Annotated in this window: 12 protein-coding genes; 2 read left to right on the top strand and 10 right to left on the bottom strand. The window is 65.7% G+C overall.

Annotated elements, in window-relative coordinates; all coding sequences use genetic code 11:
• Positions 1–43: 43 nt before the first annotated feature.
• Positions 44–1,015 carry a bifunctional riboflavin kinase/FAD synthetase gene (locus RBT42_RS05025; RefSeq protein WP_320362770.1) on the bottom strand — a complete coding sequence of 324 codons (972 nt, stop codon included), beginning with the start codon at positions 1,013–1,015 and terminating at the stop codon, positions 44–46.
• Positions 1,016–1,180: 165 nt separating this feature from the next.
• Between RBT42_RS05025 and RBT42_RS05030 the strand changes: the two genes are divergently transcribed.
• Positions 1,181–3,310: a bifunctional diguanylate cyclase/phosphodiesterase gene (locus RBT42_RS05030; RefSeq protein ID WP_320362771.1), complete on the top strand. Its 2,130-nt coding sequence runs from the start codon at positions 1,181–1,183 to the stop codon at positions 3,308–3,310.
• Positions 3,311–3,328: 18 nt separating this feature from the next.
• On the opposite strand, the gene RBT42_RS05035 is transcribed toward RBT42_RS05030, so the two are convergent.
• The 3 genes from RBT42_RS05035 to RBT42_RS05045 form a co-directional block, all read right to left on the bottom strand.
• Positions 3,329–4,066, bottom strand: coding sequence for a 16S rRNA pseudouridine(516) synthase (locus RBT42_RS05035; protein ID WP_320362772.1), 738 nt, complete (start codon positions 4,064–4,066; stop codon positions 3,329–3,331).
• Positions 4,067–4,153: 87 nt separating this feature from the next.
• Positions 4,154–4,813, bottom strand: coding sequence for a retropepsin-like aspartic protease (locus RBT42_RS05040; protein WP_320362773.1), 660 nt, complete (start codon positions 4,811–4,813; stop codon positions 4,154–4,156).
• A 9-nt stretch (positions 4,814–4,822) separates the two neighbouring features.
• Entirely contained in the window at positions 4,823–5,314 is a 492-nt protein-coding gene (locus RBT42_RS05045; protein ID WP_320362774.1) for a YajQ family cyclic di-GMP-binding protein, read from the bottom strand.
• 30 nt (positions 5,315–5,344) lie between these two features.
• Between RBT42_RS05045 and murB the strand changes: the two genes are divergently transcribed.
• Positions 5,345–6,409, top strand: a complete 1,065-nt coding sequence (gene murB / locus RBT42_RS05050) for a UDP-N-acetylmuramate dehydrogenase (RefSeq protein ID WP_320362775.1) — start codon at positions 5,345–5,347, stop codon at positions 6,407–6,409.
• A 74-nt stretch (positions 6,410–6,483) separates the two neighbouring features.
• Here murB and RBT42_RS05055 read toward each other — a convergent pair whose 3' ends face one another.
• The 6 genes from RBT42_RS05055 to RBT42_RS05080 all read right to left on the bottom strand — a co-directional run bounded on the left by RBT42_RS05055 (position 6,484) and on the right by RBT42_RS05080 (position 13,451).
• The gene (locus RBT42_RS05055; RefSeq protein WP_320362776.1) at positions 6,484–6,801 is read right to left on the bottom strand and encodes a pyrimidine/purine nucleoside phosphorylase; all 318 of its coding nucleotides are present in this window, start codon (positions 6,799–6,801) and stop codon (positions 6,484–6,486) included.
• Between the two features lie 58 nt (positions 6,802–6,859).
• Complete coding sequence (locus RBT42_RS05060) at positions 6,860–8,302, bottom strand: argininosuccinate synthase (RefSeq protein ID WP_320362777.1); 1,443 nt, start codon at positions 8,300–8,302, stop codon at positions 6,860–6,862.
• A gap of 113 nt (positions 8,303–8,415) precedes the next feature.
• Positions 8,416–9,528 (bottom strand): PA0069 family radical SAM protein, encoded by a 1,113-nt coding sequence (locus RBT42_RS05065; protein WP_413785855.1) that lies wholly within the window; start codon positions 9,526–9,528, stop codon positions 8,416–8,418.
• Positions 9,529–9,587: 59 nt separating this feature from the next.
• A complete protein-coding gene (locus RBT42_RS05070; RefSeq protein ID WP_320362779.1) occupies positions 9,588–11,939 on the bottom strand; it encodes an EAL domain-containing protein in 2,352 nt (783 codons plus the stop codon).
• Entirely contained in the window at positions 11,936–12,487 is a 552-nt protein-coding gene (locus RBT42_RS05075; RefSeq protein ID WP_320362802.1) for a methylamine utilization protein, read from the bottom strand. Before RBT42_RS05075 ends, RBT42_RS05070 begins: the two co-directional genes overlap by 4 nt.
• 52 nt (positions 12,488–12,539) lie before the next feature.
• Complete coding sequence (locus tag RBT42_RS05080) at positions 12,540–13,451, bottom strand: DUF4394 domain-containing protein (protein ID WP_320362780.1); 912 nt, start codon at positions 13,449–13,451, stop codon at positions 12,540–12,542.
• Positions 13,452–13,540: the final 89 nt, after the last annotated feature.

The raw sequence follows: 13,540 nt of genomic DNA on the forward strand, positions 1-13,540 counted from the left end.
GCTTGGCGGTCTGGTCTTGGCTCATGGGGGCTCAGGGTTCGGCTTAAACGCCGCGCCGCTGAGCCTCGAAAAACCCGCGCGCGTCGGCAATGTCTTGGTGAATGGCGGCCTGCAGGGCCTCCAGGCCGTCGTAACGGGCCTCGTCTCGCAACTTGTGCAAGAGCTCTACGCGCACGATTTTACCGTAGCCCCCTTCCTTGCCGAGGGCCGCGGGCCAATCAAAGCAATGGACCTCCAGCAGGACACGGCCGGCGTCTTCCACCGTGGGGCGCACGCCCAGGCTGGCCACGCCCTCCAGGGGCTGCTCGGCCAAGCCGTGGGTGCGCACGGCAAAGATGCCGGATGTGGCGGGCTTTTCGTGTCCGAAACGCACATTGAGGGTGCGGCAGTCGAGGCTGCGGCCCAGCTTGGCGCCGTGAACGACGTGGCCGCTGATGGTGTAGGGGCGGCCCAGCAGGCGCTCGACCTGGGCCATGTCGCCTGCCACCAAGGCCTCACGAACCACCGACGATGACACCCGCAGGCCATGCACCTCGTAGCTCATCATGCGGGCGACATCAAAGCCCTGGCGGTTGCCTTCGGCATCGAGCAGGTCGTAGTCGCCGGCGCGTTTGGCGCCGAAACGGAAGTCGTCGCCCACCAGCACGTAGCGGGCCTTCAGGCCGTTCACCAGCACGTCATCGATGAAGGCCTGAGGGCTGAGGCTGGCCAGGCGCTGGTCAAAAGGCAGCACCACAACCTGGTCAACGCCGCAGCGCTCCAGTTCAGAGAGCTTGTCGCGCAGGGTCCCGATGCGGGCAGGAGCCAATTCCGGCTTCCCGGTCACCGCGGCAAAGTAGTCACGCGGATGGGGCTCGAAGGTGAGGACGGTGGCAGGCAAGCCGCGATGCTGTGCCTCATTGCGCAGCAGCGCCAGCATCGCCTGATGCCCACGGTGGACACCGTCGAAATTACCGATGGTCAGCGCACAGGCCGGCGCCAGTGCTGCATGATGGAATCCGCGAAAGATCTGCATGGAACGCATTATCCCGCCTGTCCGTGGGTCCACTGACGCTGCGCCGGCAGAGCGTGATGGAAAGGCGAATTTCAGCCAGATTCCCGAGGCCAGAGACCCTGCCCTCTCACCTTCTGTCCGAGAATGTCAGGAGATCCCGCTGATGCGCCCTCACCGACGCCCACCATGCTGCCCAAGCGCCTCGCTCTCCCTCTGCCAGCCCTCTTGATCCTGCCCATTCTGGCGCTCGCCCTGACCTTGTCTGGCTGGGTCTGGGGGGTTCTACGCCACCAGCAGGCGGGCGCCGATCAGCGTCATGCGCGCGAAGAGTTGCGCCAGGGCATGCAGGTGGCGCGGGTGATGTTGCAACCCATTGGCCAGCCGTCGCCGCACGAACCCGTGACGTTGCGAGTGCCCCCGGCCGCCCTCCAGGCGGGGCTTCAGCAGGCCATGCACAGGATGCCCAATGTGGCGGTGGTGGTCCTCACCCAGGAGCGCGTGGACGGCGCCTGGCAACCCAGCACCGGAGAGGAGCCGGCCTGGACGAAGGCCTACGAGGCCCTGAGCCTGCTGGAACGCCAGGCCCTGACCGCCCCCACCCCCGATGGCAGCCCGACGGAGTTCGACGCCAACGGTCAGGTGCATGCGACCTTGTCGGTGGCGAGCCCGGAGGCGCCCGGTGGTCGGGTCGTGGTGTGGCTGCGCGCTGAACCCAATGTCACCGACCCGGCTTGGGCGCGGACGCGGTGGCAGTTGTTGCTGGGCGTACTGGTGGGCAGCTTGTTGGCCGGCGGCCTGCTGTGGCAGCAAGGCGCACGACTGCGTGAGGGCATGCGCGCCCTGAGCGGCTGGACCCATCGGGCCACGCAGGAGGAATGGCCGGAGGTGCCGGTGCCCGCCGGCCCGACTGAGTTGCGCCTGCTGGGCTTGCGGATGCGCGAGCTGACCAACTATCGCCACCACCGGGAAGACGACATTCGCCAGACGGCGTTTCGCGACACGCTGACGCACCTGCCCAACCGCGCCTACTTTCAGGTGCGTCTGGATCAACAGATCAACGAAGCCCGGCAAGGCCAGCACAGTGGCGCCCTGGTCACCCTGGACATCCAGCGGTTCAAGCATGTCAACGCGGTGCTGGGCCAGGCCTCGGGTGACACCCTGCTGCGCAAGGTGGCCCTGCGCTTGTCGGCCACCTTGCCGGATGCGCACCACCTGTTGGGCCGCGTGGGCGGCAACCAGTTCGCCTGCCTGATTCCCCGCGCCGACAAGGTGAGCGCCACGCAACTGGCCAAGCGCCTGCTGCACAGCATGGACACGCCCTTCGAGCTGGACGGTCAAGCCATTGACCTGATGGCGCAGGCGGGCGTCGCCTTGTTCCCGGAAGACGGCCGCAACGCCAATGAGCTGCTGTCTCACGCAGAGATGGCGATGAATGCCGCCCGGCAGAAGGTCACCAGCGTGATGGTGTACAGCCCGGACATGGACCCGGACCAGGCTGCGTCCTTGAGCCTGCTGACCGAGCTGAAACAGGCGGTGAACCGCCACCAGTTGCAACTGCACCTTCAGCCCAAAATCTGCCTGAACACGAAAGCGGTGCTGGGGGCCGAGGCCCTGATCCGCTGGCGACACCCGGAGAAGGGCCTGATCCCGCCGGATGTGTTCATCCCGTTTGCCGAGCAGACCGGCTTCATCCGCGTACTGAGTTTGTGGGTCGTCGACCAAGCCGCCACCATCTGGCGCCAATGGCATGACGCGGGGCTGCCCCTGAAAATCGCCGTCAACCTGTCCGCGCACGACCTGATGGACCGCGACCTGCCCCAGCACCTTCACGCGATCCTGACCCGCCACCAGGTGCCGCCGGGTGCCATGGTGCTGGAGATCACCGAAGGGGCCACGATGGACGACCCCGCGCACGCGCAACAGATCCTGACCCGCCTGAGCGAATTGGGCTTCCTGCTGTCCATCGATGATTTCGGGACCGGCTACTCCTCGCTGGCCTACCTGAAGACGCTGCCGGTGCACGAGTTGAAGATCGACAAGTCCTTCGTGCTGAACATGCAAAACGACCTCAACGATGCCAAGATCGTGCGCTCGGTGATCGACCTGGCGCACAACCTGGGCATGTCGGTGGTAGCCGAGGGGCTGGAGTCGGCCAAGAGCTGGAAGCTGCTGGAAGGGCTGCACTGCAACGAGGCACAGGGCTTCTTCATCAGCCCACCCATGCCTGCGGGCGAGTTCGTGGACTGGGTACGCGCCTGGCAGGCGCCCAGCGTTCAGGACGAGTACCTGAACACCGACTTCACCAACATCCTCTGACCGCCCCGGTCACCGGGATCAGGGCAGGACGATGGCGGGGTCTTCGATCCAGCGCCATTGCCCCGGGGCCAGATCCTCGGGCAGGGTCAGGCGCCCGATCTGGCTGCGGTGCAGGCCTTCGACCCGGTTGCTGACGGCGGCCACCATGCGCTTGACCTGGTGGTACTTGCCTTGCAGGAGGGTCAGGCGCAGGTGACAGGTCTCGCCCTCGCCCACCGGTTCGGCCGCGTCGGCCAGCACCGGGGTGGGATCGTCGTCCAGCACCACGCCTTTGCGCAGTTTCTCGCACATCGCGGGCGTGACCGGGTGTTTGCAGGTGACCTCGTAGACCTTGGGCACATGGTGCTTGGGCGAGGTGAGTTTGTGCAGCAAGGGGCCGTCGTCGGTCAGCAGCAGCAGGCCGGTGGTGTCCTGATCGAGCCGCCCGACGGGCTGCAGGCCACGACGGCGCAGCGGCACTGGCAGCAGGTTGTGCACGCCCGGCCAGGCGCCTGGCTTGAGCGAGCATTCATAACCCGGCGGCTTGTGCAGCATGATGAGCGCCTTGACATGGGTGACCCAGGGCTGGCCATCGACCATCAAGCTCAGGCGGTCTTCCAGGAAAGCGGCATCGGGGTCGTCGACCACCTCGCCGTTGACCTGGACCAGGCCATTGAGGATCAGCCCTTCGCACACCCGGCGCTCGCCAAACCCCTGACCAAACAGGATCTGATCGAGGGTGTTGTGCCCGGCGGGCAGGCGTGGTCGTTTGGCCATGGTGCAAAAAGTCAGAAAGTGGAGACCCGGTCCGGATCAGGCCGCCATTGTGCAACCAGTCGGCGTGTGCCCGACTCTCGCGCGCCGTCAGAAACGACGCTGCAGGGTCATGGTGCCGTTTTCCTGCTTCATCTGAAAACGCGACAGGAAACTGTTGCCCAGCAGGATGTAGGGCATGCCCATGGGCATCACGGCCGCCTCGACGTTGTGCACCTCGACGTCCTGGATGCGCACGGTGCCCAGGCGGATGCGGTACCCGGTGGTCACCCCATTGGCCGTGTGGGCCTGCATGCGCTGACCGATCTCGAAATTGATGCCCAGGCGTTTGGCTTCGGCTGCGCCCATCGAGATCATGGTCGCGCCGGTGTCGACCACGAACTGGGTACTGCGGCCGTTGATGCTGCCCTGGGTGACGAAGTGGCCGCCTGAGCCCGCTGTCAGCACGATCTGGGTGCCGCCACTGCCACCGCTGCGCGCACCCACGCTGACGGGTGCGCCCCCCAGCACCACCGTCTGGCGCTGCCCGCCGATCTCGACCACGGTCTGATCGGGCGTGACGCTGATGACCTTGACGCCCTGGTACGCCTCACCCGCGGCCAACGCCTTGGGCTGGCCGCCATTGATGACCAGCAAGGCCTTGCGGCCCATGCCGCCGGTCATGGCCACGCTCTGCGCCAGGGCCGCGCAGGCACACAGGGTCAGGCTCGCGCTCAACAGAATCTGACGCATCGGGTGGGCGTGGGACATGGCTTGTGCTCAGTCGCGGAAGTTGTCGAAGGACAGCGGCGCGTCGGCGATGTCTTTCTTGACCAGTGCCATGGCAGCCTGCAGGTCGTCGCGCTTGGCGCCTTGCACGCGCACTTCTTCGCCCTGGATGCTGGCGTTGACCTTGAGTTTGCTGTCCTTGATCAGCTTGGTGATCTTCTTGGCCAGTTCGGCTTCGATGCCGGCCTTGATCTTGAGGACCTGCTTGACCTTGTCGCCGCCGATCTTCTCGACCTTGCCAACGTCCATGAAACGGATGTCGACCTTCTGCTTGGTGAGCTTGTTGTAGAGCACGTCGCGCACCTGGTCGATCTGGAAGTCCGAGTCACCGAAGACGATGACCTGCTTGTCCTTCTTGTTGAATTCGACGGCGGCGCTGGTGCCCTTGAAGTCGAAACGGGTGCCGATTTCCTTGCTGCTGGTGTCGACGGCGTTGCCGACGGCTTCCAGGTTGGGATCGAGCTTGATGTCAAAACTGGGCATGGGTTCTCCTTTGTCTGCGAAAATTCTGCCATGCACACACCGTCTGCCGCCGACTCTTCGCCAGTTTCTTCTGCTTTGCTCGATCTGGAGCGCGGCGCGAGCCTGCGGGAATTCAACACTTTTGGCCTGCCGGCGACCGCCCAGACACTGGTGCATGTGCACTCCGAGGCCGATGTGAAACGCGTGGTCAACGACCCGGAACTGGGTCGCGCACCCAAGTTCATCCTGGGTGGCGGCAGCAACCTGGTGCTGACGCAGGACGTGGACCGCTGTGTGCTGAAGATGGAGATTCAAGGCATTCGCCTGCTGGAGACGCGCGACGACGCCTGGATCGTGGAGGTGGGCGCGGGCGAGCGTTGGCACGACACGGTCGCCTGGTGCCTGGACAACGGCCTGCCCGGCCTGGAAAACATGGCGCTGATTCCGGGCACGGTGGGCGCCGCGCCGGTGCAGAACATCGGCGCCTATGGGGTGGAGCTCAAAGACCGCTTCGAATCGCTGGACGCGGTGGACCTGGTCACCGGGCGCACGGTGACGCTCACCGCCGAGCAATGCCGCTTTGGCTACCGTGACAGCGTGTTCAAGCAGGCTCTGGCGGGCAAGAGTGTGATCACCACTGTGCGCCTGCGCCTGCCACGTCCCTGGCAGCCGGTGCTGGGCTACCTGGAGCTGGAGCGCAAGATGGCCGAGACGGGCATCACTACCCCGGATGCACGACAGATTTTCGACTGGGTGTGCGATGTGCGGCGCGCCAAGCTACCCGACCCAGCCGTGATCGGCAACTCGGGCAGCTTCTTCAAGAACCCGGTGGTGACGGCCGAACAGTGTCGCGACATCATTGGCCGCGACCCGCATGTGGTGCACTACCCGCTGGAAGACGGCACGTTCAAGCTGGCGGCCGGTTGGTTGATCGATGCCTGTGGCTGGAAGGGCAAATCGATTGGCCGCGCCGGGGTGTACGAGCGCCAGGCGCTGGTGCTGGTGAACCGTGGCGGCGCCAATGGGGCCGAGGTGGTGACGCTGGCACGGGCGATTCAAGAGAGCGTGTACGGGCGCTTTGGCATCCGGCTGGAGCCGGAGCCGGTGGTGGTCTGACTCCCCTACTGTGCCAGAAACAAGAAAGCCGCTCCGAGGGGCGGCTTTGTCATGGGCGCTTGGCGCCGCAGGCATCAACCGAAGTGGCAGATGTAGTGGTAGGGCTCGCCCTCGACCTTGATCTCGAAGGACGAGTTGCCGGGCACGTTGAAGCTTTCGCCGGGGCCGTAGGTCTTCCATTCGCTGGAACCGGCCAGCTTGATGGTGGCCTTGCCTGCAACGGTTTCCATGATTTCAGGGGCACCGGTGTTGAAGGTCAGCGTGGCGGGCAGGATCACGCCCACGGACTTGCGCACGCCATCGGCCAGGGTGACGGTGTGCGACACGCACTTGCCGTCGAAATAGACATTGGCTTGGGTGGCGACGCTGCCGGCCAGGGTGGTGGTGGTCATGTGTGTCTCTCCAGAATGACAAAAGGCCGATGCGCAGGCACCGGCCCCTCACAAGGTTTTACTGTGCGGCCTTCTTGGCAGCGGGCTTGACGGCCACTTTCTTGGCAGCCGGTTTGGCAGCAGGCTTCGCGGCCGGCTTGACCGCAGGCTTGGCAGCACGGCTGGCACCGGCACGCTTGGCCTTGACGTTGGCACCGATGCGCAGGCGCAGGGCGTTGAGCTTGATGAAGCCCGCAGCGTCAGCCTGGTTGTAGGCGCCGCCGTCGTCGTCAAAGGTGGCGATGGTGGGGTCGAACAGGCTGTCGGTGGCGGACGCGCGGCCCACGCACATGATGGTGCCCTTGTACAGCTTGAGCTTGACGGTGCCGTTGACGGTGGCTTGCGAGGCGTCGATCAGGCCTTGCAGCAGTTCGCGCTCGGGGCTGAACCAATAGCCGTTGTAGACCATGCGGGCGTAACGCGGCATCAGGTCGTCCTTCAGCGCCAGCACTTCGCGGTCGAGTGTGATGGACTCGATGGCGCGGTGGCCGGTCAGCAAGATGGTGCCGCCCGGGGTTTCGTAGCAGCCGCGGCTCTTCATGCCGACGTAGCGGTTCTCGACCTTGTCGAGGCGACCGATGCCATGCTTGCCGCCGATTTCGTTCAGCTTGGTCAGCACGGTGGCGGGCGACATCTTCACGCCGTTGATGGCGACGACGTCACCCTTGGCATAGGTCAGCTCGATGATTTCGGGCTTGTTGGGCGCCTTCTCGGGCGAGACCGTCAGGCGCCACATATTGGCTTCGGGCTCGAAGTTCGGATCTTCCAGCACGCCACCTTCGTAGCTGATGTGCAGCAGGTTGGCGTCCATCGAGTAGGGGGCGCCGCCCTTGCGCTTCTTGAAGTCGACCGGGATGCCGTGCTTGTCAGCGTAGGCCAGCAGCTTCTCACGCGACAGCAGGTCCCACTCGCGCCACGGCGCGATGACCTTGACGCCAGGCATCAGGGCGTAAGCGCCCAGTTCGAAACGGACCTGGTCGTTGCCCTTGCCGGTGGCGCCGTGCGAGATGGCGTCGCCCTTGGTCTTCTTGGCGATTTCGATCAGGCGCTTGGCAATCAGCGGACGGGCGATGGAGGTGCCCAGCAGGTATTCGCCTTCGTACAGCGCGTTGGCGCGGAACATCGGGAACACGAAGTCGCGCACGAACTCTTCGCGCAGGTCTTCGATGAAGATGTTCTCGGGCTTGATGCCCATCTTCAGGGCCTTGGCGCGTGCGGGCTCGATCTCTTCACCCTGGCCGATGTCGGCGGTGAAGGTGACGACTTCGCAGTTGTACTCGTCTTGCAGCCACTTCAGGATGATGGACGTGTCCAGACCGCCAGAGTAGGCCAGCACGACTTTCTTGATCTTCTGGGCCTTGTCGGCAGCAGCAGGGGCAGCGACCGGCTGGGCAGCAGGTGCCGCCTTGGGGGCCTTGGCAGGCTTGACGGGCTTGGCGACGGGCTTGGCGGTTTTGGACATGGTCGAGTCTAGATGGAGAAACGAAAGTGCCGATTTTAGACGCGCCAGGCTGCGCTGTCTTGTGGGGGGCACAAACAATCGGTGGCACGCGGCAGGCGAGCGTGTCGCCGCGCTCAGAACAAGCCCAGTTGCGGCGAGGCTGGACGCAAGGCGCGTGGATCGAAAGTGCGACCGTCGAGCGCCGGCAAGCGCCGTTGCAAGCCATGACGGGCCACGGCCTTGTGCACGCGCTGCGCGATCAACTGGGCCCAGACGCCCTCGCCTTTCATGCGCCATGCGAAGTCCGCATCGTAGTCCTTGCCGCCGCGCAGCTCGCGCACCCGGGCCATGATGCGCTCAGCCTTGTCCGGCACATGGTGGCCGAGCCATTCTTCGAACAGCGGCTTGACCTCCCAAGGCAGGCGCAGCACGGTGTAGTGGATGGACTGCGCGCCCGCTTGCGCCGCGGCCTCGATGAGCGACTCGATCTCCGGCTCGTTGAGAAAGGGGATGATGGGGGCCACGTTGACGCCGACGGGCACACCGGCCTCGGCCAGGCGCTGGATGGTCTGCAGGCGGCGGTGCGGTGCGGCAGCACGAGGCTCGAGCTTGCGGCACAGCGCGGCGTCCAGCGTGGTGAGGCTGATCATCACATAGGCCTGCTGACGCGCGCCCGCTTGGGCCAGCAGGTCGATGTCGCGCTCGACCCCGCTGGACTTGGTGATCAGGGTGTAAGGGTGCTGGCAGGCGTTGAGCACCTCCAGCACACCCCGGGTGATACGCCACTCGCGCTCGATGGGCTGGTAGGGATCGGTGGCCGAGCCGATGTTGATGGGGCTGCAGACGTGGCTGGGCTTTTGCAACTCCTGCCTCAGCAAGGCCGCGGCGTTGACCTTGGCGACCAGGCGGGTTTCGAAGTCCAGGCCGGGCGAGAGGTTGAGGTAGCTGTGGGTGGGGCGGGCGTAGCAGTAAATGCAACCGTGCTCGCAGCCCCGGTACGGATTGATGGACCAGGTGAAGGGGATGTCGGGCGACTGGTTGCCCGACAGGATGCTGCGGGCCTGCTCGGGCGTGACCTGGGTGACGGTCGGCAACATGGCCTCGGGTGCATCCTCGTCGCCTACCCCACACCCGTTGGCCCAGCCATCGTCCACAGCTTCGCGAACGTGCCCGGCAAAGCGGTGGGCCAGGCGCGTCGCCGTCCCCCGCCCTTTCACGGGCAGATGCTGTAGGCGGGCATCGGGCAGCGGCGTCATGCACTGTATTTTCATACAGTTTCACGGAGCGTACACGCCTCAACTTAGACTTAGAGGGCCTTGGCCTCCCAGTTGTGGCGCCAGGCGACAAAGTCGGCCGCCGGCATGGGCTTGCTCACGAAATAGCCTTGCGCCTCGTCGCAACCCCAGTCACGCAAGCGCTGCAGGATGGCGTCGGTTTCGACGCCTTCGGCCACCACGCTGAGGCCCAGGTTGTGCGCCAGGTCGATGGTGGAGCGCACGATCTTGGCATCGCTGTCGTCGTCCGCCATGCCCATCACAAAAGACTTGTCGATCTTGAGTTCGCTGACGGGCAAGCGTTTGAGATAGGCCAGGGAGGAGTAACCGGTCCCGAAGTCGTCGATCGACAGCTTGAAGCCTTGCTCGGCCAGACGGTTGAGGGTGGACTCGGCACGCTGGGGATCGTCCATGATCGCGCTCTCGGTGATCTCCAGGCAGAAGGCCTCGGCCCGCACGCCATGGCGCACCATGATGGCGGCGAGCTTCTGCGGCAGCTCCAGGTCGAGCAGGTCACGGGTGGAGAGGTTGATGGCCACGCGCAAGGCCCCGCCGACTGGCTGGAGGTCGCGCGACTGCCGCGCCACCTCTTCGAACATCCACAAGGTGAGTTGCCGCACGAAGCCCGTTTGCTCTGCAAACGGGATGAAGACCATGGGAGGCACCAGGCCACGGGTGGGATGCTGCCAACGCACCAGCGCTTCGGCCGCGCTGACCCGTCCTGTGGCGATGTTCAACTTGGGCTGCAGGAAGAGCCGCAGTTCATGGTGGACCAGGGCGTGTCGCAGGTCGCTGAGCAGAGACAGGGTCTGGGTGCTGGAGGAGTCCAGCTCCGGCGCATAGCGCATCACCCCGGCGGTGCGGGCCTTGGCAGCGTGCATCGCGATCTCGGAGCGGCTCATCAGGGTATCGGCGTCCGCGCCATCCTGCGGCCAGCAGGCGATGCCCATGCTGGCACTGAGGTCCACATTCTGCTCGCCCAGCGCCAGCGAGGCCTCAAACCCGTGGGTGATGCGCTCGGCCACGGCCAAGGCCGCCGGGGCATCGGTGTGGGTCAGCAACAGGACAAACTCGTCCCCGCCCAAGCGGGCCAGCAGGTCGGTGGCATCGCCCACGTGCTGCTGGAGGCGAGCGGCAACCGCTTTGAGCAATTCGTCCCCAAAGGCATAGCCCAGCACATCGTTGACGTGCTTGAAGCGGTCGAGGTTGAGGGTGAGGACCACCACCGAGGTCTGGCCAGGCTCACCGATGGCGGCCACCAGGCGATCGCGGAACTGCTCGCGGTTGGGCAGGCCGGTGAGCCGGTCCCAATAGGCCAGCCGCAAGATCTGCTCACGCTGCTGCGCGAGGCTGCCACGCATGCGGTCAAAACCCCGTGCAAGCAGGCCAACCTCATCGCCGCGTTGAGTGCCTTCGATGGCGACGTCGAAGCGGCCCTGCTCCAGCAGGCCGGTGACGTCGGTGAGGTCCTTGAGCGGACGGGTCACACGGCGGCTGGCAAGGTGGCTGCCCAGCGCAAACAGCACCAGCCCCCCCAGTGTGATCAAGACGAGGTGGACCTGCAAGTCCTGGTAGGGCCCACGTGCCTCGGACAGCGAACGCAAGAACACCGTGCGCAGGGCACCATCCATCGCGTCCAGCGGCATTTGCCGCACGGCCAGCACGTCGTCGGCCAGGCTCACGTCGGTGGGCGCGTCGCGCACGATGTGGGCCAGTGCGGTTTGCTGGGCTGCAGGCAAGGTCGAGACCACGGGCACTGGCGCCTGGTCGGCCGGGGTGTACACGACCGAGACATGCACGTTGGACAGCCGCACGAAATCGGCGGCCAGCCCTTGGTCGAGCGGAAAGCCCATCAACACCCAACCGATCAGGGCCGGCGCTTTCACCGGCACCATGACGAACTGGTAAGGCTGCTGTGCGATGCGCGTCACGCGCCCGCCCTGGCTTCCCTTGGCCAGTTGCTCGCCCAGTTGGCGAATGACGGTGGGAGGGACCGTTGCCGCCCCCGCGCTGACGGTGGCTTGCTGGAAATCGGGAGACAGGAACACCGCCATCGCCGCACCGATGCGCGCGCTGCTGTTGTCGAGCGCCGAGGCAATGGTGTCGCGGTCGCCACTGCCGATGGCAGAGCGGAAGCCGAAATCGGCCGCCAGCACGACCGAGGCTTCACGCAGGCGTTGCGCCCGCAGCTCCAGCAGACGCAGCCAGACGCGCTGGGCCACGGCCAGCTCGGTCTGCACGCTTTGCCGAACCAGACGCTCGACGGCAGCGCGCACCACGGCGCCCCCAGCGGCCTGCACCACCAGCAGCAAGACCAGCATCACCAGCACGATACGGTTGGCGAGGGAGAGGTTGCGCCACGATGGCGAGGGGGGCAGGCTCATGGCGCTTCCAACCCTCGCAGCACCACACGCACCTGCGTGGCATCGGCGCCCACGTTCAAGGCCTGGTCCTGGGCCGGGGCTCCGACGGGCAGCCGCTGGTGCCACAATCGCAAGCGGTAGGCTCCTGATGGCACCTCGGTCAGCTGGGCCCGCCCATCGGCGCCGCTCTGGGTGCGGTAGGGGGTGTCCACAACCACCACCCAGGAAATCATCTGGTCATGGATGTTGCAGCCCAGCACGGCCACGCCAGCTTGGTCGAACACCACGGGCTGGGCCGGGGTGCCCACGTAGAGCTTGAGCTCGAAGCGCTTGGCCGGCGAAAACGAGTACACATGGTGACGGACGGTGTCACGGTTGGGAAAGCTGACCGGCGTGCCCCGTGTCACCAGCAGAACCTCGGGCGCAAATCGCCGGTTCTGTTGCGACATCTCGGCCATCTCCATGGGCCGGACGGCCTTGCTGGCCTGGGGAGAGTCCAGAAAGACCACCGCTTGCGGCACGGGCGCCCCGCGCTCATCCACCACGGTGACTTGCACTGTGGCGGCCATGGTGGCGCCGACCAGCAGGCTCAGCGCCCCGGCCACACCCCAGCGGCGCCCCTCACGGCTCAATCGCCACCCCGCGCAGTGCCTGGCCTTGTCCGATGGTGCCCAGCAAGGTGGCCCGACCGGTACTCAGGTCGATCTGGTAGAGACGGCTGCGGGCATCCGTGTAGGTGGTCAGTGCGGCCAGGGCCACATTGCGCACGTCCGAGATGTCGAACGACACCTGCCGCAATGGCCCGAGGCCCAAGGGGCCGACCGTGATCAGTGCGCCACCGTTGGGAGAGACCACCGGGGTGACGCCCTCGGCGCTGCCCAGGGTCACGAGGCTGCCTTGCGCCATGTCGATGGCGTAACCGGTGGTCAGCTTGTCGTCCCGCGTGTTGTAGGTGTAGGCCATGCCGGCCACACGGGGCTGAGGCAAGCCCGCACCCACGCGGTGCAAGGCGCCATCGTCCTGCACACCAGGACGCACGGGGTCCCCGTCCACCTGGGCACCGGCATCGGGATGCACGCGCAGGTTGCGTCCGGTCTCATCGATGACGCGGATGCGATCGACCACCGGGTTGAAATCCACGCCATAGGCCCGGTCAGCCGACACATTCAGAGGCTGTGGCGACACGCGTTGGAGGCGGGCTTGTGCCGTGTCCACGGTGTACAGGTGCCCGCTGCTGCCCAGGGCATACAGCACCCCACGGGCCACTCGGTAATCCATGCCCAGGATGACCTCGCCGGCTGCCAGACCTTGTAGCGGCTTCTGACTCACCACGACACGAGGCTGGATCGCCTTGAACTGCAAGAGCTGGTGATCAGCCGTGACCGCCCACAGCGTCTCGGGACGATCGGCGTTGACCGGTTCTGGCGTGGCAGGCGCGACCGCACAGGCCGACAAACCACACACCCACACCAACGGCAAGCTCAGGCGCCGCACCCGCCGGCAGGCCACGTCAAATTGAGGAGGCAATTGCATGCGGATCATCATAGCCCTGCGGGTCTTCACGGCTGTGGCGAGATGGCGGGTCGACGACGACTTGTTCACAGACAGTGCAAACCGCACGG

The sequence above is a fragment of the Aquabacterium sp. genome (assembly GCF_034003525.1).
Taxonomy (GTDB): Bacteria; Pseudomonadota; Gammaproteobacteria; order Burkholderiales; family Burkholderiaceae_C; genus Aquabacterium.